We start from the raw sequence: 23,887 nt of genomic DNA, 5'->3' as shown, positions 1-23,887 counted from the left end.
CAAAATTTTTGAATGTGTGACTTTTGACTTTTGACTTCCCCGTTCGCGTAGCGTCTCCAAGAGTTGGGGCTGACTCGCTCAACGATCGGACAATTTAAAAGTTACTAAGTGACGATTCTTCATACCAGTTAAAAATTTAAGTAGAAGAAAAATGAAGATTGCTCAATATGGAACAGCGATCGCGGTTCTTCATGCGATCGCCAACGGACTGCATGGTTTAGCACATATAGAAATCCCAGTTGCCTTATCTTTGCTTCAGAGTTCATTTGTGGGGATTGCGATTTTTCTAACTCCCACCATTGCCGCTGTTTTACTTTGGATGCAGTTTTACCGCCTTGGTAGCTGGCTATTGGTGAGTTCAATGGCAGGATCGCTGCTTTTTGGAATTTACAATCATTTCATCGTAATTAGCCCCGATCATGTGTCTCAAGTTGCCTTTGCAGGTTGGGGAATGCTATTCCAAATCACCGCCATCCTGATATTAATTGTGGATGCATTTGGCTGTTGGGTTGGTATCTGGGCATTGAAAACGATTCAGGAACCTGAAAAGGTTATATAAATTGACGGAGGGTTCAGCGCATAACTGCTGCCCGATTGAGCGATCGCATTTATTTCTCATAGAGGTTGATAAAATATGTTTGATCTCGACCAAACTATTAAAAACCGCCACTCAACACGCAAATTTTTATCCCAACCAGTACCACGGGCTTTGCTCGATGAAGCCCTGGCTCTAGCGCAGTTGGCACCGTCGAATTCAAACATCCAGCCGTGGCGGTTAGTATTTGCCCAAGGCGATCGCCGCGATCGCTTGCAAGAAGCTTTGCTAAACCTTGCCAAACAGCAGCCCAACATTTCTCCTCTGCCTTCCGCCTTCCAGCATTACCGCCAGGAACTGGGAGCGCAAGTCTACGGGGCGATGGGGATTACTCGTGACGATAAAGCGAACAGACAGTTGGCCGTTCTGCGTAATTACGAATTTTTTGGCGCACCAACGGTTGCTATTGTCTGTATGCACCAAGATTTGGGCCTTGCCGATGCTTTAAGTGTGGGGATGTATTTACAAACGCTGGTGTTAAGCCTAACCGCTCGTGGCATTGGCACTTGCGTAGAGGTTTCGCTAGCGACTTATCCCGAAATCATCCACAACGAGTTGAATATTCCACCGGAATTATCGATCATTTGTGGTTTAGCCGTTGGCTATTCCGATCCTGATTTTCCCGCTAATCATCTGCATATAAACCGTGAGGTTGTTGAGAAAAATGTCTCGTTTATCGACGATTGAAAAAGGCTGTTCAGCAACCAAAGAAGGTTATACGAGAATGGCACTAAGGAAAGCTGAAACCTCGTCAGGGCAGGGTGTAGGGGGTAGGGGGTAGGGTGTAGTGTTTAAGACAATTAAATTTTAGTTGTGTCAAGGAGTTAAACATCTTCTTAATTCCCCACACCCCAATACCTACACCCCATACCCTTTCATCCAGTTATCTCATGGATTTGCCGTTATCTTAGTGCCATTGGTTATAGGAGTTCTCTTGATGATTTTAATCACCATCGTCTTCTGCTGTTCTCTATCGCCTACCAAATGCCTCAAAAAAACACTAATTCAGGATATTTTGACATGGATAATGTAATTGCTCCAACCAACTCACCTGTTGTAACATCATACGAAGTTACATTGGTTCCTAATAACTCATTGTTGACTGAGACACCAGAGGAAGGACGACAACTGGCAGTCAAAATGGCCCGGCTAATTATTAAACTGACTCAACCGGATGAAGAAAAACGCAACCAGTTACGAGATGTATATGGTAATGATGCCATGATGCTAATTGCCGTTGGACAAACGGTTGCAACAGAGTTTGCCACGATCGCCGCAGCTAATAACTACTGGCGGAAATAATATCTCGAAAGCGTCAAATCAGTAATTTGCTCAGAGGTGATTTCAATGACACCCAAAGTAAAAACCCTTGCCAAACTCTACCTAGAAGGAGAATCTGTCGAAATCTCAGACATAGCTCAATTAGAACTCTGTGACTGGTTGATAAGCGAGTTCCAACAACTTCCGATTAATCCCATGTTCTCTGATTACATGCGCTATCCCACAGCTGCCCAAATGTGTGCGGATATTGCCCAACAGCAGCTTTGGGTGTCGGCTGATAGTTACGATAGCGAGATTTATCCGAATCCGTTTTATGGTTTTGCGTTCCTGGCAATTCACGATTATTACCACTGTGTAGCGGATGCTGACTTTAGCCTTGAAGGAGAAATCACTGCTTATCGTACACTAGCAAATCGAGTCCCCAGTTTAGAAATTCAAAAAATTCTCTACTCCGAAATTGTGCTGAAATCGTCTGCTCACATTTACTTGGGTCATTCACCTACATCCAAACTCGTGTTTCCCTAAATGTTTACTGATTACAAAACAACATATTGCGAGTAGAACTTATGGCTTCAATAATAGACATCTTGCAAAAGTAACTTTTGCTTTCCGGTTGGGGAAAGGTTAAAGGTTAAAGGTAAAGCGGAAATTCCATCCCTTTTCCCTTTAACCCTTCCCCTTTCCCCTACTTCTGCAAGAAGTCTAATTACTAGTAAAAGCCGATCGCAATCGAGAATTTTGCCGATAAAGGCTAATAGTTTGCCTCTTAAATTTAGTAATCTGTTCTGATTTTGGAGGAATGCATTATGAAAGTTTTGATTCAAGCGATCGTCAGTTTTTTTGTATTTATTGTCGATTTCGTCTACGGAAATCGTTCTTACCCTCGGTTTTATGTGCTGGAAACGATCGCTCGCGTTCCTTACTTTTCCTATCTCTCGGTGCTGCATCTTTACGAGACACTGGGTTACTGGCGCAAAGCTGACTTGTTGAAGGTTCATTTCGCCGAAACCTGGAACGAATTACATCATCTGTTAATTATGGAATCAATGGGGGGCGATCGCTACTGGATCGATCGCTTCGTCGCTCAACACATTGCAGTGGCGTACTACTGGGTAGTCGTCCCACTCTATATGTTGCTTCCCAAGTATGCTTACTACCTGATGGAACTGATTGAAAATCATGCCTACCATACCTATGACAACTACTTGAAAGCCCATGAAGCAGAACTGAAAGCTCAAAAAGCGCCCCAAATCGCAATTAACTACTATCGCGATGGCGATCTCTATATGTTTGAAGAAACTCAGTTTACATCAGATCGTAAATTTCGCCGTCCTAGTGTAGATAATCTCTACGACGTGTTTGTAAACATCCGCGATGACGAATGTGAACATGTGCAAACAATGCAGGCACTCCAAAAACCAGAAGCGCGGCAAACCTTCAAAAGTCCCCACACAGTTGTGATTGTGGCTAAAGCTTTACCGATCGAAGGAGAAGTTTGAGAAGATGATTACTTTATACACTACCCTATCTTTATGAGGACTACCGAGCATTAGTCAAGCTAGCTGAGATAGAACAAGCCGCTAAGAGCGTCTACGCTTAACTCGTGCAATTTGGCAATGTTTGTTTTGTCCATCTAGCTTGTGCCTACTTGTAACGGTTAGGAGTATTGATGTTAGGACTTACGCAAAAATCGCCCAAAAGCTTAATTTGTCGAACCGCCAAGACGCCAAGACGCCAAGAATTCGTAAAGTGTGCGTAAGTCCTAGATGTATGAGTTATTCTGTTTACCGAATCAATCTTCCAGAAAGCCCAGAAGCAGTCGTTTTTGTAAATGGTTTTGTGGCTCGCAATCGCGCTGGCTTTTTCTGGATGTGCAAACAGCTGCGGACGAGGCTTGTGTAGTGATGATTAATCTACGCCCTGCCACCCCTGCTGACTTGAACCTGCTGCAACACTGGGATCGACAACCTCATGTTATTGCCTCAGATCCCAACGATGATTGGTATTGGGAGGTAGAACTGAGTCGCAATCCTGACTGGAGAGAGCAACTAATTGCCCAGATCGAGGGTCGTCCCATTGGATTTGTCCAAATTATCGATCCAGCGCGTGAGGAAAGCCGTTATTGGGGCGATGTTGCACCGGATCTTCGTGCCATTGATATCTGGATTGGGGAAGAAACAGATTTGGGCAAAGGCTACGGCACAAGAATGATGCAGCTTGCCCTAGCTCGATGTTTTGCCGATCCGCGTGTGACGACTGTCCTCATCGATCCACTTGCCAGCAATACTCGCGCTCACCGCTTCTATGAACGTCTTGGCTTCCAATTTGTTGAACCGCGGAGGTTTGGTGACGATGACTGTTTTGTTTATTGCCTGAACCGACTAGATTGGCATTCTGAAAACACGATCGCATCGCGGTAGCGGCAACTAGTGAGCGATTGCCGCATAACAACGCTCATGCACGAATGGCACTAAGATAACGGCAAATCCATGATATAACTGGATGAAAGGGTATGGGGTGTAGGTATTGGGGTGTGGGGAATTAAGAAGATGTTTAACTCCTTGACACAACTAAAATTTAATTGTCTTAAACACTACACCCTACCCCCTACACCCTGCCCTGACGAGGTTTCAGCTTTTTTTAGTGCCATTCGCTCATGCACACGACCGTCGAGAGTCGATTGGTTGTGATGCAGTCAAAATTACCAAAGTATGAATTGCTAAAGAAGAGAAACTGATGAGTTCATTCTCGACAGTACCACGTATGATTTTCTATCCGCAAAAGAGAGGAGTAGGAGAGGAGTAGTCAGGAGTTAGCTGGTTTTGGCTGTCTTCATCAAACTGTATCCACATCAAAGCTAAGAGCATCAGCTTATAAATACTTACTCGCTTCAAGAGAAGATATTCAAGCATAAGTCATTATTTTAAATTTTTAGATACATACGCAGCTTTCGTAACTTCAATGAATTTCATGTATGCTTGTTTTCTTTTTTGTTTCCCGGATTCATTTCTCGTTTTTGATAAACTATCAATCTGTCTAGATATTCTTCTAGCTGTCCGATAACGATTGCCAAACATCCGCAAGTTAATAGTTTTATAAATTTTATTTAACATTTTTAATTATATTTTCGTAACTTAGGCAGCGTAAGTGTTTCAGGGCTAGCATCCTTAATATCACTTCTACAGGAGTTGATTTTCTCCCTGTTTTAGTTGAAAGTGGATAACGTTTTGAAAAGTCTGCTGACATTAACTCCAGGAGCTTTTCATCACAGAGTAGATGGTCAATCCGAGTCATTTGTTCATCCATTTCACCACTGAGGAGCAAGATAATTTTGAACTCCCGGTCAATGTGATATTTTTTATGTAACACCTCAAGTATGCTTTGTGATTGAGTATATTTTTCTTTACCTCACCTCAATCACTGTAAGGCTTTTGAGTTTCGTACCGGGAACTCATCTATCAGCAGGGTAAGATATTTAACCCTTGAGAAGTATTGACATATTAAAATTTTATAGCCTTCATCTTGCATATTCAGAAAAAACGTTATAAATTATTAAATAATAGGGGAAAATATGACTTCTTAGTGTCAAAAACTAATCCTGCTCAAGTAAATATACTGCAACCAGTTTTAATTTCACACAACTCCTAAACAGCACTGTAGAGATGTTTTTGTTTGGTAAAGCAATGATTCTGGACAGACAAGGGAACGATAAATAATCTAAAAATATATCTTATGTGACTGTTTTTAGGAATTATCTTACTACTTGCGGTGGAAAACAACAATTATAATTCACCAAAATAGTAATAGATGGCAAGCAATTAACTAATAATAAAGTTGCATAAATGTCAGCAAGTTTATTCCTTGTTAGTTGATTATTTTTTGCCCAATTATCTTTGCTATTCAAAGAATCGTTTTTGTTATGCTGAGAATAGCAAAAATAATAAATGAAGACACATCTACCACAAATTCACAATCCTCATGGAGTTATTCTGGCAATGCACCTAAACGAATTGGAAACTACTGAGAATTTAAAAGAAGTGGAAGAAGCATGGCTAGCACTAGAAAAATCAATTCTCTATTATCAAGGTCGCCCTGTTGGGACAGTAGCCGCTTATGATGTTTCTGTAGAGGCGCTCAATTACGATCAATGCTTTGTCCGAGATTTTGTTTCTTCGGCTCTAATTTTTCTGATCAAAGGTAGAACAGATATTGTTCGTAATTTCTTAGAAGAAACCTTAAAGTTGCAACCTAAAGAAAGGGCATTAGATGCTTATAAGCCAGGAAGAGGATTAATACCAGCTAGCTTTAAAGTGGTGTCAGAAAATGGGCAAGAATATTTAGAAGCAGACTTTGGAGAACATGCGATCGCTAGAGTTACGCCTGTAGATTCTTGCTTATGGTGGATTATTTTGTTGCGCGCTTATATAGTCGCCACAAAAGATTTTTCTCTCGCCTATCAACCTGAATTCCAAAATGGTATCAGGTTAATCATGGAAATCTGCTTGGCGAATCGTTTTGATATGTACCCAACGCTGTTGGTTCCAGATGGCGCTTGTATGATTGACCGTCGTATGGGCATTTATGGGCATCCTTTAGAATTGCAAGTCCTCTTTTACACGGCATTGCGTGCATCTCGCGAACTGCTAATTTGTAAAGGTAATTCTGATATTGTTGAAGCCATTGATAACCGATTGCCTCTTTTATGCGCTCATATTCGCCAGCATTACTGGATAGATATTAATCGTCTGAATGCAATTTATCGCTTCAAAAGTGAAGAATATGGCAAGGCTGCTGTTAATCTGTTCAACATATATGTAGATTCTGTTCCCTATTATGAATTAGATAAGTGGTTGCCAAAAAAAGGTGGTTATTTAGCAGGTAATGTCGGGCCGTCGCAGCTAGATACTCGCTTCTTTTCCCTCGGAAACTTAATGGCAATCATTTCCGACTTAGCCACCGAAGAACAGTCACAAGCGATTATGACTCTCATTGAGGATCGATGGGATGATTTGGTGGGAGATATGCCAATGAAAATTTGTTTCCCAGCTTTGGAACATGAAGAATACAGAATTGTGACTGGATGTGACCCCAAAAATATACCTTGGTCGTATCATAATGCTGGTAGTTGGCCTGTTTTAATGTGGATGTTGGCGGCGGCGGCTGTAAAAACTAATAGAACAAATCTCGCCCAAAAGGCGATTGAAGTTGCCCAAGGACGCCTTAGTACAGATGAATGGCCAGAGTATTACGATGGGAAAAAAGGGCGACTGATTGGGAAACAAGCTAGGAAATATCAAACTTGGACAATCACTGGGTTCTTATTAGCAAAAGAACTGATGGCAGACCCCACTTTTTTACCATTAATCAGCTTTGGAAAATTACCAGCAGAACAGGTTTCTAGAGCATGTGAGTTTGAAATTGCCAGTGTAGACCCCTATATGTCTTGATAAGAGAGTTTGGAGAGACGCGATTAATCGCGTCTGTACAAGAGTTGGGAGTTAGAATACAAAAGCCTCCTGACTCCTGAATCGTGTTTTCATGACAAACCCCCGTCAATTAGCTTTTATCGCCTTACGAGATGTTCATAAGGGGGCTTATGCTGATGTTGCCCTAGATAGAGTGCTGCAAAAATTTAATTTGGCTGATTGCGATCGCCGCTTGGTGACAGAATTGGTTTATGGGAGCGTCAGAAGGCAACGCACCCTCGATACTCTCATCGATCAATTCGCCAAAAAGAAATCTCATCAACAACCACAAGACCTCCGCACTATCTTACATCTAGGCTTTTACCAACTGCGTTATCAAGAGCGTATTCCCGCCTCAGCTGCTGTTAATACCACAGTCCAACTCGCTAAAGAAAACGGTTTTTCTGGACTCACGGGTTTTGTTAACGGTTTATTACGCCAGTATCTTAGACAAGCAGGGGAGCAGGGGGGCAGAGGGGCAGGGGGGCAGAGGGGCAGGGGGGCAGAGGGGCAGAGGAGAATGATTCTTTGTTACTTCCCCATTTTGATCCGTTAGAACTTCCAGAAAACCCTGTGGAACGCTTGGGTATTTTACACAGTTTTCCTGACTGGATTATTCAAGTTTGGTTAGAACAATTGGGTTTGACTGAGACAGAACAACTGTGTGAATGGATGAACCAATCACCAACAATCGACTTGCGTATCAACCCACTTCGCACTTCCATTGAGGAAGTTGAGGTGGCTTTGGAATCTGCTGGTGTTTTGGTGAGACGGATTCCTCATTTACCCCAAGCTTTACGATTTATTGGTAATACTGGGTCGATTCAAAAATTACCGGGTTTTAAAGAAGGTTGGTGGACTGTACAAGATAGCAGCGCTCAATTGGTAGGTCATTTGCTCGACCCCCAACCAGGTGAGGTGGTGATTGATGCCTGTGCTGCACCAGGGGGGAAAACAACCCACATCGCTGAGTTAATGGCAGATGAGGGTAAAATTTGGGCTTGCGATCGCACTGCTTCTCGTCTTCGCAAACTCCAAGAAAATTCTCAACGGCTGAATTTACAATCTATTCAAATTTGCACTGGTGACAGCCGCCACTTCAATCAATTTCAAAACACCGCAGACCGGGTATTACTTGATGCTCCATGTTCTGGTTTGGGAACTATGCACCGTCATGCTGATGCGCGTTGGCGACAGACACCAGAATCCGTCCGAGAACTTTCGGTACTGCAACGAGAATTAATAGCACATACATCAACTTTTGTCAAACCTGGTGGTGTGCTAGTTTATGCCACCTGTACATTGCATCCAGCGGAAAATGAAGAAGTAGTTTCGGCGTTTTTAGCTGATTCACCTCAGTGGCAAATTGAGTCTCCTATTGGCGTTGAGTTACCTGATTCTACCGATAGTACACCTCAAGGTTGGTTTAAACTTTGGCCCCATCGACAGGATATGGATGGTTTTTTTATGGTTCGCTTAAGAAAAACCAATAATTCCGAGTGAATACTGTTTGGGATTGTACGATTTGGTGGAGGCCTGAATCTACCAGAGGAGGCAGCAATGGTTTCCCCTTCCAATGTGAAAAACTTAGTTAAAATCCTGATTGGAGCAGCCTGGATTGATGGCAGAATCCAGCCAGAAGAACGGCAATATCTCCGCGAAATAGCTCAAGCAAAAGGTTTAGCTAACGACCCAGAAATTAAGCCTTGGCTGTACGAATTAGTTCCTGTACAGCCAAAAGAGTGCTACGACTGGGTGCGGGAGTATCTAGGCGATCGCCCCAGTCTTGAAGATTGCGAAAATCTGATTGAAGCTATCAGTGGCTTAATTTATAGCGATGGTGAAGTTGCCGTTGAAGAAGCCAGACTCCTGACGCAATTGCAGGATATGGCGAAGCCGAATGAGTCAAATCAACCAGCTCACACTGCGCTTCTCAAACAAATTCAAAAGCTTTACCGCCGTTGGGTTGAAGTCCAAAACTAACATGGAACTATGAGTTGATCTAAGAGAAGGCGGTGAATTATCTCACTGCCTTTTTGTGTTTCTTTGTCCCCATACTCCGCGATAAAAGGGTGTGGGGTGTAGGGTGGTGCGACTCGTTTGCGGTGAATTCATCCCACATTCCGCACCTTAACTGTCACAAGCGGTTATTACGGAAGTTAATTCATAGAAAAGGAGTAAAAAATTACATTTATCTAAAAAAAACAGATTTTTGATAGAAAAATTTATTAAATATATTCTCAATAAGCAGCAATAAAGATAAGAGTGGTTGGGTGAAAAATTTTAATAAGACGATTTTATTCTTACAAGCTCAATACATCTTTGGAACTTATGCTTGTCTGAAAATAAAGTTAAAAACGCCATAACTTGTTCTGAACATTAATTTTATTAATGAGCTAAATGGTCTAATTAAAATATTAATAATATTGCTCAATCAACTTATACATCTATAGTAATTACGACAAGCTTCTGGGAGGAACAGGAGAATGTACTTCATTTCAGATGTCAAATTACAAAATTCTGTTTTTTGTTGAAAAGTCACAAGATGAACTGATTGAAAACATTGAAATATCCACCGCATGGTTGGATTATTTATGGCTTTTCCTAATTGATTTTTTACAGTATAGTTTAAGGATTTTAAAGCTGCTTTAATTTCTCTTTGGGCTAAAGTGTAGACTAGCAAACATAACCCCATTATCACTGCTAATGCTTCTATTCTTTCTGGGCTTTTTAGAAAAATACTATCTGCTAAAAATAAAGGATTATTGAGAAAACTAAACCCTCTTTCACATGATTGCTGCGCTTTATATTCAGACAGCATTTTTTCATTGCTCAGTTCTTTATCTGACAAAACATTTGTAGCAATTATAAACCTTCCTGCACTTAATATTTCTTGGTCAAGAATATCTTTGTTTTCACTAACAGTTGCTGAAATTTGATAGTATTTTGATTGATTCTCTTCTTTGATATTTGAAATTTTTTCGAGAGTTTCAATAGTTTCTACCTGATGATATTTAAATCCTTTACTTATTTTGGTTAATTCTTTTCTAGCGTCAGCAACACAGGCAAATTTTTCTTGTGCTAGTTTTTTTAACTTAGCTTGAGTGTTTATCAAAGATTTTTGTATTTTCTTTGATAATTCCTCTAAGTCAGATTTTTTCTATCTTGACTTTGTACAATTAACCATCTTTGTTCTATATCTCCATAAGTTATTTTCTTTTGAGCGTATGAATATCCTGTCTTTTCACTTTTCACAAATTCCGATTCTGCTAAACTCCTGACTAAGCTTTTTGCTAATTTTATCGTCAATGGTACTCGCGTCAACCATTTAATACTCGACATTAACTTAATATTTGATTCTGTATATAATGCGCTATCTGCTACTATTAGACTATCTACTTGTATCCTTTTTTGATACTCGACTGCGATTTCTCCAAACCTTTTAGAATCAACTTCATTTCCTGAGACTGATTTGATATATATTGGTATATCTCCATCTCCTGAACATACTAGTTCTGTAATAAATTGTTTTAAGTCTGGACGATGATCGCGGGAATAACCGTAGGTTAGTTTTATCGCTTGAGGTGATTTCCCTTCTTCATTTTCTTTTCCTAAATAATCTGATTGCTTTTGATTATCAAATATTACTTCAGGTAAACTATATTCATATTCTCCATCTACATGAAATGATGTTGAATCCAAGTGTGATGATGAAAGTGATATCTGATATCTTTGTACAGCATTTAAACTGATTGCTAAAAATACTGTATCTAGTCCTTTTATAAATAATTTATCTAGGATTCTCCCCAGCTTATCATCATTGAGGTATTCTGGCTTTACTCCTGTACCAATTAAGTGTTCACAAGCGATTAATTCAAAGAATTTTGGGAACATATATAAAGGCTGTGACATCATACTTAAGCCGTTTAAAATCATTGCCTTTACCACCTGACCCGCACTGACTTTTTCTCCTGGCCCTGACCCAAGGGAATTATTAATTATTTCTACAATCCCAATTGAATCTACTATTCCTGCTACTATCCCTAAATGATCTATCTTCTTCAATTCTAGGTCTTTAGCACTAAACATGGCAACAGAAACTCCACAAAAGTATCTGTTGAAATTTTCTCCTGATTGTGTTGATTCAAAATGTTTTTTTATCTTTTTATAGTCATTGAGGATAAAGCTTTCAATGATTTTGAACCAATTTTGACATCAAAATAACCTAAGAACTCAAATTTTGTACTTAGTCGTAAATATTCAACTGTATATCTTAGTTAATCATAATAATTCCTATTTATCTCTAATAGATTCTAGTCAATTCTCTCAATTATTAGTTCTTATGTACTAAATCTATCCGTTTCCTTGGGGTGTGACAGTTGTAGGTGCGGAATGTGGGTTCATAACCCGCAGTGAAAACGTCAAGGCAGAACCTTGAAAATCTCATAACTGTTCCCAGGATGGAGGTGCAATCCCTCCCCTTCAAGGTTAGAAGTGACTCCCTATCTGTCCACACCGAGGCTAATCACCAGAGTGAAGCTGGAAGCAGGGCGGAATCAGTGCTAAATCAGATTAGGCACACTGCCGCTAATGGGGAGATACTACGGTGAACTTAATGTGAAGCTCCTAAAAAAGCGTCTTACACCCATAGCAGGAATCTGGCTATATCCTGACTATCACCATTTACAAACCCGCAGCACCTCACCCTGGTAGCTGCATAACCTCTGGGTTGATGGTAGGCGAAATGGAGACACCTACGGTATCAAAACAATCTAAGGAACGGAACGAGGAAAAACGTCATCAACTCCATAAGGTTGACAACTTATGTGGGAAGCCGTGATTAAGCTTCTATCGGAAGATGATGGGTAGGATGGGGGCGGAAATTGCCTCCGGCAACCAAGAAATCTAGAAATGGATTAGACCATGCGTAGACAAACGGACTGCATTCCAGGACTAGTAACTGGATAATAACATAGGGAATGTTAGCAGATCGTATTGACGCGGACGGGCACGCTCCCAAACCCCAATAAACGGCTAAGAGAAGACTAGATGGAACATAGACCGACAACTTAAGGAAAACGTTAGTTATGCGAACAAGCCGGAAAGATTGAAGCTGTAATTGCCCAGCTTAAAGGGGATTGCAATACCCCTTCAGTTCTGGAAGGCTCAAGACGGTAAGTAACGGAGGTCAATACCTGAAAACGGGCTATGAATGGGATTTTGGGCTTTTACCCAGTTACCCGTAGGTTGCTAGGAGCCGCGATGCGCCTAAAGGTGCATGTCCGGTTCTGAAGGAGAGGTGCGCCGTAGCAATACGGACATCGACTCTAACTAGGGTGTGGGGAAACAAGCCACACCACTTGCGGGCGAGGTTTAAAACCTAGCTTCTCTACGAGACGCTGCGCGAACGGGGCTAATTTTTTCACTACACCCCACACCCCACACCCCACACCCGCCTCGGAGGGGCAGTATAAATCGCGTCTCTACATGAGGGTTTTGGGGTTATCTGAACTGTGTTGGCTTAAATCAACGTTCCTGAAGATGCTACTTTTAGACATTCTTTAAGAAACTGCTGGGGAATTTCTCTACTTTCTCCCCAATGCTGATGAACATAAGAAGCATGAATATTTGCAGGTAAACCCCATCCTTCGCATCCCATATTTTCTTCGCAATCGTAGCGAGAAGTTTCAAATAGGGGCTGAGTGGGAGTTAAGGTTAAATGGGAACGATGAAACTCATGTCCGTAAACAGTTGTATTTGCCTTAACTAACAAATTATCTTGCAAAGCTACAGCACGACGATAGCCCAAAGTTAAGCGTCCACCCATCACAGCAGATGTTGCTAGCACTCCTGCCATTGACCAAGATTTACCCTCAAAATCGATAATTTGCTCGCACAAATACATTAATCCGCCGCATTCGGCAACTGTAGGCATTCCTCTAAGTATTGCCGTTTTCACTGCATCACGAACGCTGGTATTTTCTGCTAGTTGCTGGGCAAATACTTCCGGGAAACCACCGCCAAAATACATTCCCTGAATATCTTTTGGTATATCAGTATCTTCTAAGGGACTCCAGAAAACCAGTTCTGCACCAAGTTGTTGCAGCAAATCGAGATTGTCCTGGTAGTAAAAATTAAAAGCGCGATCGCGGGCTACTGCAATCCTAACTGGGAATGAGGGAGATAAGGAGGATGAAGGAGAAGGAGAAAGGGGTTCTGATTTTAACAAAGGTAATAAGTGTTGCCAGTCGAAGCAAGTATCTCCTAAATCGGCAAGGCGATCGATTAAAGCATTGAGTTCGGGAAGTTCGGCTGTGGGTACTAAACCCAAATGGCGATCGGGAATTGTAATGTTATCTTGACGCCGCATTACGCCGAGAATTGGTAATTGTAAGGATTCTAGGGAATCTTTGAGCAGAGAGAGATGGCGATCGCTCCCGACGCGATTTAATATTACCCCAGCTATTTTAATTCGGGGATCAAAAGATCGATAGCCGTGAGCGATCGCAGCCACAGAACCAGATAAACGACTGCAATCAATCACCAACACCACAGGCAAATCTAAAAGCCGTGCAATGTGTGCCGTACTCGCAAAGTCAGTTAGGCATTGAGCATTGTTCTTCTCCTCTGCTCCCCTGCTCCCCTGCTCCCCTGCTCCCTCTTTCACTCCATCAAACAACCCCATTACCCCTTCCACTAGGGCATATTCACTCAGTTGACTATGATGGGCAAAACATTCCTGAATGTAGGCTTCAGAAGTCAGCACGGGGTCTAAATTGCGACAAGCACGACCAGTTACGTGTTGATGAAACATCGGATCGATGTAGTCTGGGCCTACCTTAAATGATTGCACCAGGCGATCGCGACGGCGTAAAGATGCTAAAAGGGTGAGCGTGACTGTTGTCTTACCCACCCCACTACGTTCCCCAGCAATGACTAAAGCCATAAATGAAACAAATTAGGTTTTTATGCAGCAACTATTTTGACTATTGGCTGTGCGTCCATCGTCGCTTTATGCAAAAGCAGATGCACCAGTTTCTCAAACCAACTCACTCAAACTTATACCAATTAGAAACCAGAAAACCACCCAATTAGGGGAGTTGGGCTGAAAAAGCCTAATAGTATAGTTGGAGATTAGCCGAGACTTAGATAGCAATAAGCTACCAAAAGAGGAACGTTTTATGATAACTGTGCATCATCTTAACAACTCGCGATCGCAGCGGGTGCTGTGGCTGCTTGAGGAATTAGGTATCGAATACGAGATCGAGTTCTATGAACGCGATGCCAAGACGATGATGGCACCGGAGTCGCTACGCCAAGTTCATCCCCTCGGCAAATCACCAGTTATCACAGATGCAGACTTGACGATCGCTGAGTCGGGTGCAATTATCGAATACCTAGTCGATCGCTACGGTAATGGTCGGTTAGTCCCAGCATCCGGTACGCCGGAGCATCTGCGCTACAAGTATTGGCTGCATTACGCCGAAGGCTCGGCAATGCCACTGCTGGTGATGCGGCTGATATTGAACAATTTCGGGGCAGGCGACAGCAGCGTGGTTAGCGGATTTGTCGCCCCCCAAATTAAACTTCACTTTGACTACATAGAAGACGAACTCCGTAAAAATACGTGGTTTGTAGGCAATGAATTTACCGCCGCCGATATCCAAATGAGCTTTCCCCTAGAAGTAATCGCTGCGCTTCCTGAAGAAGTCGAGAGTCGGCCAAAGCTCAAAGAATTTGTCGAGCGCATTCATGGACGACCTGCTTACAAACGCGCCTTGGAGCGTGGAGGTAAATACGACATATCCTTTCAATAGACTTCTTGCATGAATCGAAACCCTCACCCTAAATCCCTCTCCCAAGCAAGGCTACGGTGTACGCAAAAGTCCTCTAAAGCTGTCCCACATCTTGACCTGCTATGTTAATGCATCGACTTGCAATGTTAATGCATCGACCTGTTATGCCAATACATCGACCTGTTATGTTAATGCATCGACCTGCTATGCCAATGCATCGACCTGCTATGCCAATGCATCGACCTGCTATGCCAATGCATCGACCTGTTATGCCAATGCATTGACCTGCTATGTTAATGCAATACGGTTTGGTTAAGATTTTTTGATAAAAATTATTGATCGCTAAAAACGCGATAAATCCCCGTGGATTGATTCTTGTAGAGACGGCGATTCATCGCGTCTCTTGCCTCCAAGGAAAATAGAAAAACCCTCCAGATTATTGAAATATCCAAAAATCTGAAGAGTTCGTGTTTAGTTTTCGCAATTCTGGTAACTTTTATTGTTTCCAAGCGAAACTAACTATTTGTTTCCAATTTGAAAATATTCGCAGTCACTCCCAGACTTTCTTCAAAAAGTGACTCGCGACCCCAGCGTTGTACCTGCTGACTCAGCAATGCTTCCGCCTTTTGTTCCGAAAGTGAAGTCACCTGTTGAAACAGACCGGCAGATTGAGCGCCGCCGTGGGTTTCCATCCGCATACAACCACCAGTTTCCGAGCAAATTACTGTACCACAGTCTGCCTTCGGATTGGTCGAACTGAGGCGCAAAGCAATCAAGTCGCCAGCAATCTCACCCACATCAGCAAGGGGAACACCCGCTAATTCGGTTTCTACTTGGCGTTGGTCTTGAGCAATAAAGTTAATACGAGTGATCTCATAATCTCCGGTTTCCTTTTTATAGGAAACTGGCTGCCATCCTAAACGACTTGCCAACCAACCCAAAAACAGCAGCGCTTGTGCAGGGTTGCCTTTTTCGTAATCAATAGTTACTCGGTCGACTTCCCGAAGGGAAGCCCGACGATGAGGTGAGTCGTAAGCTTCAGCTGTCAATTCTTGCCATGCTGACAGGCGACGCCAGTTGAGGTCAGCCAAGGGAACACCACTTTCCACCAAATCTTGGAGGTGGAGTAAGTCACTTTCTGGCTCGTTAAAGCGGCAAGAATCCACAATCACATTATTGCAGACGGCTGCCAACCGTTTGAATAAAGTGTTATTGGGGTCTGGTGTTGCTTTCCACCAGAGAAACTTCGGTAAGCCACCAATCAACAATGCTGGAATCATACCACCGATGCGTTCTAAGGCAGCAGCAGTTCCACTAAGAGTGATGTATTCGCAGCAAATTAGTGTGCTTGACGATTGCTTTTGGATGGGGCAATAGGCTGAAACTTGAGCCTTAACCCCTTTATCTTCGCCAGTAATGGGAAATAGCGCGATGATGCGGCAAGGGTTGCGGAGGGCGATTTCATCAGCAATTCTGGGGCTTGGGGCATTTAAGCTGGGAAGTTCAATAGAACCATTGTCTCCCGCAGCACCGTTTCCTTGACGTTTGATGAATTCTTCTCTCAAGATAGCCAGGGTTTCAGGTGTTGCTGTTCCAGTATCTGGCAGGGCATATTTTGTCTGCACTTGGCGCAAGGCAGCTACCATCTGAGGCCCTAAAATCCCGTCAAGCGGGCCGTTGTAAAACCCCAAAGTAGCTAAAAGATACTGGGTTTCTTCGGGTTCGTAAACGACTAAGGTAAATGTCGTGGCGCGGGTGGCAGCAGGAAGCCCACCGTCCTCGCCAGTAATGCCATAACTTTGCCAAATTTTATGAAGTTCCGCTTCTATTTCATTAAGCGAAATATCTTTTGGCGCCTGAAGTGAATAAATTGTAGAAGCTTGGGGAGCCATAGGAAGTTTTGGATTTTGGATTTTGGATTTTGGATTTTATCATTGGTCATTAGTCATACCCTGCCCGAAGGCGTTCGCGTAGCGTCTCGTAGAGAAGCGCCTATGTCATTTGTTGTTACTAGTGACTAATGACCAATGACTAATGACTCATATTTACAGTCTGCGCCAGCGACGGCCATCCTGGTTAATTAAGAATTCTGCTTCTGTTGGTTCCCAGGTTCCAGCTTCATACTGGGGAATAGTATTGGCGTCGGCGGGTGCATCCCAAACGGAAAGGGCTGGCGTTACTACCTGCCAAGCGGCTTCTACTTCATCCGCGCGGGTGAATAATGTTTGATCGCCCATCATACAATCAAGGAATAAGCGATCGTAGGCATCAGATGTGGCTTGGATGCCAAAGGAACCATAACTAAAGTCCATGTCAACGGAACGGGTACGGAATTCTGCCCCCGGCATTTTCACATCAAAACGCAGGGAAATACCTTCATTCGGCTGAATCCGCATCGTCAAAATATTGGCGTTTGTCTGTTGGGCGGCGGATTGGAACATCCGAGACGGAACTTCGCGGAAGTGAATGGCAATCTCGCTGACTTTTTTCGGCATCCGCTTCCCGGTACGCAAGTAGAAAGGAACACCTTTCCAGCGCCAGTTGTCTACCAAAAACTTCATTGCAACGTAGGTAGGTGTGGTGGAGTTGGTATTAACACCTGGCTCCGTCCGATACCCTGGCACCTCTTGACCCTTCATCCAGCCAGCACTATACTGACCGCGGACTGCTGAACGTGACAGATTGTGAACATCAGCTAAACGAGTAGCTCGGAGTACCTTCACTTTTTCTGTGCGGATGCTGTCGGCATCCATTGCGTTGGGTGCTTCCATCGCCGTTAAACAATAAAGTTGCATTAAGTGGTTTTGCAACATATCCCGTAGTGCGCCGGCGCTTTCATAGTAACCAGCCCGGTCTTCCACTCCCACGGTCTCTGCCACGGTAATTTGCACGTGGTCAACAAATTGACGATTCCACAACGGCTCAAAAATCGCATTGGCAAAGCGAAACACCAGCAAATTCTGGACTGTTTCTTTACCCAAGTAGTGGTCAATGCGGTATACTTGGTTTTCTTTACAATATTTCTGTACCACTTGGTTAAGACTCTGGGCAGAAGCCAAGTCTCGACCAAAGGGTTTTTCAACTACTAGACGATGTTTGTAGGGATCTTCTAGCATCCCGGCGCTTCCTAGCTGCTTAATCGCTTCAGGAAAGAATGAGGGGGCAACCGAGAGGTAGAACATGCGATTCCCTCGCGTGCCCCGTTTTTCGTCTAATTCACTCAATAAGTTTTTCAGTTTCTGGTAGCCTTCGGGGTTGTCTATATCCCCAGGGCTATAGAACAGACCTTGAGAGAAATCTTGCCAGAGTTCCCCTAAATCGACATCGGCATGTGCCTCTTCCATGCCCTTTTGCATTTGTTCGCGGAAGTACTCATGGCTCCATTCTCGACGTGCCACACCGACAATGGTCGTTTCTGGGGGAATACGCCGTTCTCGCCGCAATTTGTAAAGTGCTGGCACTAGTTTGCGCCAGGTGAGATCGCCAGAAGCGCCAAAAATGACTATAATCTGGGGTTCGGGCATCCCTTGTTGTTGCAGACCAACGCGCAAGGGATTTTCTAGCAGACTAACCATAACAATTTTGGATTTTGGGTTTTGGATTTTGAGATTGGGCATTGGGTATGGGGCATGGGGCATTGGGCATGGGTTATTCTCCTTGTTCCCTTTCCCCTTGTCCCCAATACCCAGTCCCTACACTGGTGACAATACCTTGATCTTTTCTTCTAAAGAGTTCATCAAGGACTGGAAGGGCTGGATAAACTTGTCAATACCATCGACTAACAGTTCATCCATGACGTTATCGAGATCGATGTTGATGTCGGGATCTTTGAGGTTTTCGATCAGCGTGTAAGCATTATCTAAATCTGTTTCTAAGCGATCGCCTACGTTACAATGATCGGCACAAGCTTTAATGGTCGCTGGTGGTACGGTGTTGACGGTATCATGACCGATCAACTCTTCGATATACATCACGTCTCTGTAGTTGGGGTCTTTGGTACTGGTGCTAGCCCAAAGTAGCCGTTGTACTGTAGCCCCTTTTGCTGCCAAATCTTGCCAACGCTCGCTTCTAATGATTTTCTTGTATTCTTGATACGCAATCTTAGCGTTAGCGATCGCTACTTTTCCTTTAACAGCTCTTAGCTTTGCTTCCACGGAAATATCATCAACGCCTTTTTTCAACTTAGCATCAATCTTGCCGTCAATGTTGCTATCGATCCGGCTGAGAAAGAAGCTAGCGACTGAAGCAATTTTACTGATGTCCTTACCTTCAGCCACCCGTTTTTCTAAGCCCCGAATATAAGCCATTGCTGTGTTTACATAGCTTTCTACAGAAAACAGCAGCGTAATATTAACATTCATCCCTTCGGCTATTACCTGTTCTACTGCTGGCAAACCAGGTTCTGTACCGGGAATTTTAATCATCAGATTTTCCCGACCAATTTCTTGGAAATAGCGTCGGGCTTCGGCTATGGTTGCTTCAGTATCATGGGCAATGGTTGGTGGGACTTCAATACTCACATAACCATCTAATCCATTCGATGCTTCATAAACAGGGCGTAAAATATCACAGGCATTACGGATATCTGCAAAAACTAGCGATTCGTAAATTTTGTCTATGGGTAAGTTAGCTCGAACTCCGGCTTCGATATCGGCATCATAAATAACGTTACCAGCGATCGCTTTTTCAAAGATAGCTGGGTTTGAGGTAATCCCAGATATACCTTGATTTTCAACCATGTCTTTGAGTTCACCTGATTGAATAATGTCACGGGTCAAATTATCCATCCAGATACTTTGACCGTATTGGTTAATTTCTAGTAGATGATTGGTAGACATAGCTCTAATTTGTTTCACTCCTGTATAGTGATGATTCTAAGTAAGTTGGCAAAACCCATCAAAATTTGATGCTTACTTTTGAATTGTGGCGTTGCCAATCACTTATCGCATCGGCCAGCTGAGATAATCTTTAATACATCTTCAAGAAGTGCGATTCTGCATTCCCAATCCTAAATCACCATGATTAACTTTTAATTAATGCCAGATGCTAGACGCATCCTCGATCCTTTTATTACCGTCTTCTAGTGCAACATGGCAAAAATAACTATCCAGTTGAAAAAGTTTAAAAAGCTTTATTTGCAAGCTTTGTTTTCTTCTAAATCGTACCTTTTTACACTAGTACAGGTCAGCAGCCATTTCATTACAGCCAGAAAGACCAAAATTAAAGCCTTTTGACTTTTGACACTTCGACTCCTTTCGACTGCGCCCTTCTCTACGAGAGGCTGCGCCAACGGCTACGCTCAGGACAGGCTCAAGGCAAGCGGCTCAGTGTTAACTTTTGACTTCCGCCTTGCAGTGCTAGTGTCCGTTTTGAATAAAAGACTCCACCTTTGCTACATCCTCTTTGCTACCAATAATTAAAGGCGTGCGTTGATGCAGTTTTTTTGGCACCACATCCAAGATATTTACCAGTCCTGTAGTAGCACGGCCGCCTGCTTGCTCAATCAAAAACGCAAGAGGAGCCGTTTCATAAAGCAAGCGTAATTTTCCTTCAGGGTTTTGAATTGTGCCTGGGTAGAGAAACACGCCGCCTTGAACCAAAATTCTATGGATGTCGCTCACCATTGCGCCGCTATAACGAGCGCTGTAGCCTTCTGTGCGATGAACGTAGCGAATGTATTCTCGAATTGATTCTTCCCACTGCCAAAAGTTACCCTCGTTCACGCTGTAAACAGACCCGTGGTTAGGAATGCGAATATTTTCTTCTGTGAGAATAAACTCTCCTAAGCTGGGATCGAGAACAAAGGAATGAACCCCCTTACCTATAGTATAAACCAGCATCGTGCAGGGCCCATATAGGATGTATCCGGCAGCGAGTTGCTTACGTCCGTTGGCGAGCAGGTCAGTTGCCTTGCCATCGCTATCAGTTCCTTCTTGTTGGCGAATGGCGAAAATGGAACCTAAGCTGAGATTATTATCAGTGTTAGATGAGCCATCAATTGGGTCATACAGCAGGGTATAGCGGCCAATGGGGCAATTTTCGGGAATGTAGTAAGGATTTTCCATTTCCTCAGACGCGAGGCGACAGACTAAGCCGCTTTGCTTAAACACTGAGATAAATACATCATTGGCATAGACATCCATCTTTTTGACGGATTCGCCTTGGACATTAACTTCCCCAGTAAATCCGAGAACGCCTTCCATTAAACCGGCGCGACTCATGCGACGAGCAACCAGTTTTCCGGCCAGGGCGATGCGATTCATCAGCGCACTCAAATCCTGTGCATCTGGCGAAAAACTCTGAAGTTGTTGGAGGACGTGACGGGATAAAGTTGTACAGTCACGATCTAAGGCTCTGTCTGTAGCATCGTAGGCAGATAAGTCTAAAGATTCCGGCGCTTTAGTCATTTTTATGTTCTCCGCAGCCACTAGCTGTTAATTGGGTTTTAGTCATCTATAGCAACTTATAAGTTGCTGCTTCTATCTTAGAAAGGTAATTTGAGAACTTAGATGCGACTTTAGATAAACTAAAGAAATGAATCTTCAGTTACCCCTGCACCTAGATCCTAGCTACTTCGACTTAACACGAATTTCTCAAGCGGGCGGGTATGCCTATGCTTACTATCAACAAATTCAGGAGGCAGAAGGCAGGAGGCAGGAGGCAGGAGGCAGAAGGCAGGAGGCAGAAGGCAGGAGGCAGAAGGCAGAAGGCAGGAGGCAGAAGGCAGGAGGGAACCCACGTTTAAAAACATGGGATTGAAGTAAGGACGCCTTGTGTCGAGATGCGTAGCAGGAGACACAGTTTTTTTTATACTAGTAGGCAATAACCCACAACTAAAGTTTTCATTAGTACTTCTTTCCTTCTGCCTTCTGCCTTTCTTTGTAAAATCCCCACATTTGCGGCAGGGACTATAGGCTGACTCTGAAACATTAATACGAAACTAGTATCAGATTTGCCCAAGGCAAGCAATCTGCCTGGTTAACTAAGTACAGATTTGCGTAAAAGTGTAGCGTTTTTAATGCAAGTCAACGCATTAACAATGCAAGCCAACGTATTAACAACGCAAGCCAACGCATTAACAATGCAAGCCAACGCATTAACAACGCAAGCCAACGCATTAACAATGCAAGCCAACGCATTAACAACGCAAGCCCATGCATTAACAACGCAAGCCCATGCATTAACATTGTCGTGTATTGCCAATTTAATTCGGTACGAATTAATGAAATGCTGTACTAAGATACTTTTGGTTGCTGCCATAGGATGAGTTTCAATTCAGAGCAGTAGTAAGCCTCATCACTGATTTGGTGTTCGTGGTCAGCTATCCAATCATAAATTTGTGTTGCTTTTGCTAATGCCACTTTTTCTGAACGATAAAGCTGAGGAGTAGGACAGTAGGCTTGGCCATTTATGTGTATAGCTGCAATCTGCCAATAATCGCTTTCTGGTACAACTTCTAAAAACCCGTTACTGTAAGGCTGGATTATTCCTATGTTCATCTACAATCATCAAACTTTTTAACATTGGCCACAACAAAGCCGATACCAGCCAATTCTTCCAAGTCAAAGCTGGAATCACCAGGGAATGCAGTCGCAACCCCTGCTAATGATTTTGGGTTCGTAGTCAATGGAAATCTGAATTATTGGTCACTTTTTTGGCTTAATTCCGTTATTGGTAGGAATAATGGCACAAGAGACTAGTCGGCGCGGCTACATTGGGATTGCCCAAACTCAGAGTGCGGCTGGATAGATGATAATCTGTAGAGCGAACCAGCAATTCGCAGTAGTCATTCAAAATAACCGCACAAAAGGAGTAAATTTATCATGTCCCGTCTGCTAACAGCGTTCCGGCAGCAATTCTTGCGGAGTATCGCTTTTGCAATACTCTTAACTTTGATTAGTAGTTTAATACTTCCTGGGGCTACTTGGGCTGCTTCTAGCTTGGGAGTTGATAATGGTCATCTTAGTTCTTGTCCGGCTTCAGACAACTGTGTTGTCAGTCAAAACGCAGATCAAAAACACGCCATCGACCCGATTCCTTATCATGTAGACCGCAATGCAGCTAGAGAAATCTTACTAAAAGTTATCGGTGTTGTTCCGCGTACAGAAATTGTAGAACAAACAGATAATTACATCCACGCTCTTTCTAAAAGCCGTATCTTCAAATTTGTTGATGATGTAGAATTTTATTTACCTCCTAATGAGTCAGTAATTCATTTGCGATCGGCATCTCGCGTGGGAGAGTCGGATCTTGGTGTCAACCGCAGACGAGTCGAGCAAATTCGTCTGGCTCTACGCGATTTAAACATTTGATTTTGCCGCTACTTGTTCTCATTTAACTTATATAAGTGCGATCGCAATACCATTTAAAAATTTATACTTAGTGGAAAAATGTCAGACTATCTGCAATGATTGTGCTTTCCATACCTTAGTAGAAGAAGCGATAAAGTGCATTCACCCTGACGAATTTGGGGTTAATTGTTCTACCGTCATTTTCTGCGATTCTTTTGAGCCAGCACTTATAATTGACAGTCCTTGCGTGACATACGGGAACGATGAAGAATAACGTCAATTGCGTAGATGCAGCAAGTCAGCCTTTAACATTTCAACTTACGTTGCTATTTAATAAGTTATGGTAATATAAAAGGTCTTGGGCGATTAGCACAGTGGTAGCGCACATCCTTCACACGGATGGGGTCACTGGTTCAAATCCAGTATCGCCCACTTATGTACATTTGCAAATTAGTGTCG

Annotated in this window: 18 protein-coding genes, 1 tRNA gene and 3 pseudogenes; 13 read left to right on the top strand and 9 right to left on the bottom strand. The window is 43.0% G+C overall.

What is annotated here, in order from left to right; genetic code table 11:
• The first annotated feature begins 151 nt into the window (after nt 1–151).
• The 6 genes from AC1F2U_RS10415 (at nt 152) to AC1F2U_RS10390 (ending at nt 4,296) form a co-directional block, all read left to right on the top strand.
• On the top strand, nt 152–559 hold the full coding sequence (locus tag AC1F2U_RS10415; protein ID WP_480261031.1) for a hypothetical protein: 408 nt from the start codon (nt 152–154) through the stop codon (nt 557–559).
• Nucleotides 560–634: 75 nt separating this feature from the next.
• Complete coding sequence (locus AC1F2U_RS10410) at nt 635–1,282, top strand: nitroreductase (protein ID WP_480261030.1); 648 nt, start codon at nt 635–637, stop codon at nt 1,280–1,282.
• A gap of 333 nt (nt 1,283–1,615) precedes the next feature.
• A complete protein-coding gene (locus AC1F2U_RS10405) occupies nt 1,616–1,897 on the top strand; it encodes a hexameric tyrosine-coordinated heme protein (RefSeq protein ID WP_480261029.1) in 282 nt (93 codons plus the stop codon).
• Nucleotides 1,898–1,942: 45 nt separating this feature from the next.
• Nucleotides 1,943–2,401, top strand: a complete 459-nt coding sequence (locus AC1F2U_RS10400) for a hypothetical protein (protein WP_480261028.1) — start codon at nt 1,943–1,945, stop codon at nt 2,399–2,401.
• 281 nt (nt 2,402–2,682) lie between these two features.
• On the top strand, nt 2,683–3,375 hold the full coding sequence (locus tag AC1F2U_RS10395) for an alternative oxidase (protein ID WP_480261027.1): 693 nt from the start codon (nt 2,683–2,685) through the stop codon (nt 3,373–3,375).
• Between the two features lie 372 nt (nt 3,376–3,747).
• Nucleotides 3,748–4,296 (top strand): GNAT family N-acetyltransferase, encoded by a 549-nt coding sequence (locus tag AC1F2U_RS10390; protein ID WP_480261026.1) that lies wholly within the window; start codon nt 3,748–3,750, stop codon nt 4,294–4,296.
• 528 nt (nt 4,297–4,824) lie between these two features.
• Here AC1F2U_RS10390 and AC1F2U_RS10385 read toward each other — a convergent pair.
• Nucleotides 4,825–5,245 (bottom strand): annotated as a pseudogene (locus AC1F2U_RS10385) (transposase); the annotation flags it as partial.
• A 626-nt stretch (nt 5,246–5,871) separates the two neighbouring features.
• On the opposite strand from AC1F2U_RS10385, the gene AC1F2U_RS10380 reads away from it, so the two are divergent.
• From AC1F2U_RS10380 to AC1F2U_RS10370, 3 genes and pseudogenes are all read left to right on the top strand, one after another.
• A complete protein-coding gene (locus AC1F2U_RS10380; protein ID WP_480261110.1) occupies nt 5,872–7,323 on the top strand; it encodes a glycoside hydrolase 100 family protein in 1,452 nt (483 codons plus the stop codon).
• 91 nt (nt 7,324–7,414) lie between these two features.
• Nucleotides 7,415–8,844: pseudogene (locus AC1F2U_RS10375) on the top strand (16S rRNA (cytosine(967)-C(5))-methyltransferase).
• 57 nt (nt 8,845–8,901) lie between these two features.
• A complete protein-coding gene (locus AC1F2U_RS10370; protein WP_194043291.1) occupies nt 8,902–9,324 on the top strand; it encodes a tellurite resistance TerB family protein in 423 nt (140 codons plus the stop codon).
• Nucleotides 9,325–9,775: 451 nt separating this feature from the next.
• On the opposite strand, the pseudogene AC1F2U_RS10365 reads toward AC1F2U_RS10370, so the two are convergent.
• A pseudogene (locus tag AC1F2U_RS10365) lies at nt 9,776–11,430 on the bottom strand (IS1634 family transposase).
• Between the two features lie 1,432 nt (nt 11,431–12,862).
• A complete protein-coding gene (locus tag AC1F2U_RS10360) occupies nt 12,863–14,287 on the bottom strand; it encodes a cobyrinic acid a,c-diamide synthase CobB (protein ID WP_480261025.1) in 1,425 nt (474 codons plus the stop codon).
• Nucleotides 14,288–14,522: 235 nt separating this feature from the next.
• Between AC1F2U_RS10360 and AC1F2U_RS10355 the strand changes: the two genes are divergently transcribed.
• The gene (locus tag AC1F2U_RS10355; protein ID WP_480261024.1) at nt 14,523–15,158 is read left to right on the top strand and encodes a glutathione S-transferase family protein; all 636 of its coding nucleotides are present in this window, start codon (nt 14,523–14,525) and stop codon (nt 15,156–15,158) included.
• Nucleotides 15,159–15,265: 107 nt separating this feature from the next.
• Nucleotides 15,266–15,421, top strand: a complete 156-nt coding sequence (locus AC1F2U_RS10350) for a hypothetical protein (protein WP_480261023.1) — start codon at nt 15,266–15,268, stop codon at nt 15,419–15,421.
• A 231-nt stretch (nt 15,422–15,652) separates the two neighbouring features.
• Here AC1F2U_RS10350 and opcA read toward each other — a convergent pair whose 3' ends face one another.
• The 6 genes from opcA to AC1F2U_RS10320 all read right to left on the bottom strand — a co-directional run bounded on the left by opcA (nt 15,653) and on the right by AC1F2U_RS10320 (nt 22,764).
• Nucleotides 15,653–17,029 carry a glucose-6-phosphate dehydrogenase assembly protein OpcA gene (opcA, locus tag AC1F2U_RS10345; protein WP_480261022.1) on the bottom strand — a complete coding sequence of 459 codons (1,377 nt, stop codon included), beginning with the start codon at nt 17,027–17,029 and terminating at the stop codon, nt 15,653–15,655.
• Between the two features lie 153 nt (nt 17,030–17,182).
• A complete protein-coding gene (zwf, locus tag AC1F2U_RS10340; RefSeq protein WP_480261021.1) occupies nt 17,183–18,712 on the bottom strand; it encodes a glucose-6-phosphate dehydrogenase in 1,530 nt (509 codons plus the stop codon).
• A 117-nt stretch (nt 18,713–18,829) separates the two neighbouring features.
• On the bottom strand, nt 18,830–19,975 hold the full coding sequence (tal, locus tag AC1F2U_RS10335; RefSeq protein WP_480261020.1) for a transaldolase: 1,146 nt from the start codon (nt 19,973–19,975) through the stop codon (nt 18,830–18,832).
• A gap of 519 nt (nt 19,976–20,494) precedes the next feature.
• Nucleotides 20,495–21,544 carry a class 1 fructose-bisphosphatase gene (gene fbp, locus AC1F2U_RS10330; protein ID WP_194043026.1) on the bottom strand — a complete coding sequence of 350 codons (1,050 nt, stop codon included), beginning with the start codon at nt 21,542–21,544 and terminating at the stop codon, nt 20,495–20,497.
• 828 nt (nt 21,545–22,372) lie between these two features.
• Nucleotides 22,373–22,636 (bottom strand): hypothetical protein, encoded by a 264-nt coding sequence (locus AC1F2U_RS10325; protein ID WP_322674816.1) that lies wholly within the window; start codon nt 22,634–22,636, stop codon nt 22,373–22,375.
• Nucleotides 22,633–22,764, bottom strand: coding sequence for a hypothetical protein (locus AC1F2U_RS10320; RefSeq protein WP_480261019.1), 132 nt, complete (start codon nt 22,762–22,764; stop codon nt 22,633–22,635). The genes AC1F2U_RS10325 and AC1F2U_RS10320 overlap by 4 nt, the downstream gene beginning before the upstream one ends.
• A gap of 196 nt (nt 22,765–22,960) precedes the next feature.
• Between AC1F2U_RS10320 and AC1F2U_RS10315 the strand changes: the two genes are divergently transcribed.
• Nucleotides 22,961–23,449, top strand: coding sequence for a DUF1499 domain-containing protein (locus tag AC1F2U_RS10315; RefSeq protein ID WP_480261018.1), 489 nt, complete (start codon nt 22,961–22,963; stop codon nt 23,447–23,449).
• A 339-nt stretch (nt 23,450–23,788) separates the two neighbouring features.
• Nucleotides 23,789–23,860, top strand: a tRNA-Val gene (locus tag AC1F2U_RS10310).
• Nucleotides 23,861–23,887 lie beyond the last annotated feature (27 nt).

The organism is Nostoc sp. LEGE 12454, from assembly GCF_056620565.1.
Note: the sequence above shows the minus strand (reverse complement) of the source record. Positions and strands in the feature narration are given on the sequence as shown.

Excerpts from the sequence above, each read along its gene's own strand:
- AC1F2U_RS10415 (WP_480261031.1), top strand. The coding sequence starts at position 152 with ATGAAGATTGCTCAATATGGAACAGCGATCGCGGTTCTTCATGCGATC.
- AC1F2U_RS10410 (WP_480261030.1), top strand. The coding sequence starts at position 635 with ATGTTTGATCTCGACCAAACTATTAAAAACCGCCACTCAACACGCAAA.
- AC1F2U_RS10405 (WP_480261029.1), top strand. The coding sequence starts at position 1,616 with ATGGATAATGTAATTGCTCCAACCAACTCACCTGTTGTAACATCATAC.
- AC1F2U_RS10400 (WP_480261028.1), top strand. The coding sequence starts at position 1,943 with ATGACACCCAAAGTAAAAACCCTTGCCAAACTCTACCTAGAAGGAGAA.
- AC1F2U_RS10395 (WP_480261027.1), top strand. The coding sequence starts at position 2,683 with ATGAAAGTTTTGATTCAAGCGATCGTCAGTTTTTTTGTATTTATTGTC.
- AC1F2U_RS10380 (WP_480261110.1), top strand. The coding sequence starts at position 5,872 with ATGCACCTAAACGAATTGGAAACTACTGAGAATTTAAAAGAAGTGGAA.
- AC1F2U_RS10370 (WP_194043291.1), top strand. The coding sequence starts at position 8,902 with ATGGTTTCCCCTTCCAATGTGAAAAACTTAGTTAAAATCCTGATTGGA.
- AC1F2U_RS10360 (WP_480261025.1), bottom strand. The coding sequence starts at position 14,287 with ATGGCTTTAGTCATTGCTGGGGAACGTAGTGGGGTGGGTAAGACAACA.
- AC1F2U_RS10355 (WP_480261024.1), top strand. The coding sequence starts at position 14,523 with ATGATAACTGTGCATCATCTTAACAACTCGCGATCGCAGCGGGTGCTG.
- AC1F2U_RS10350 (WP_480261023.1), top strand. The coding sequence starts at position 15,266 with ATGCATCGACTTGCAATGTTAATGCATCGACCTGTTATGCCAATACAT.
- opcA (WP_480261022.1), bottom strand. The coding sequence starts at position 17,029 with ATGGCTCCCCAAGCTTCTACAATTTATTCACTTCAGGCGCCAAAAGAT.
- zwf (WP_480261021.1), bottom strand. The coding sequence starts at position 18,712 with ATGGTTAGTCTGCTAGAAAATCCCTTGCGCGTTGGTCTGCAACAACAA.
- tal (WP_480261020.1), bottom strand. The coding sequence starts at position 19,975 with ATGTCTACCAATCATCTACTAGAAATTAACCAATACGGTCAAAGTATC.
- fbp (WP_194043026.1), bottom strand. The coding sequence starts at position 21,544 with ATGACTAAAGCGCCGGAATCTTTAGACTTATCTGCCTACGATGCTACA.
- AC1F2U_RS10325 (WP_322674816.1), bottom strand. The coding sequence starts at position 22,636 with ATGAACATAGGAATAATCCAGCCTTACAGTAACGGGTTTTTAGAAGTT.
- AC1F2U_RS10315 (WP_480261018.1), top strand. The coding sequence starts at position 22,961 with ATGTCCCGTCTGCTAACAGCGTTCCGGCAGCAATTCTTGCGGAGTATC.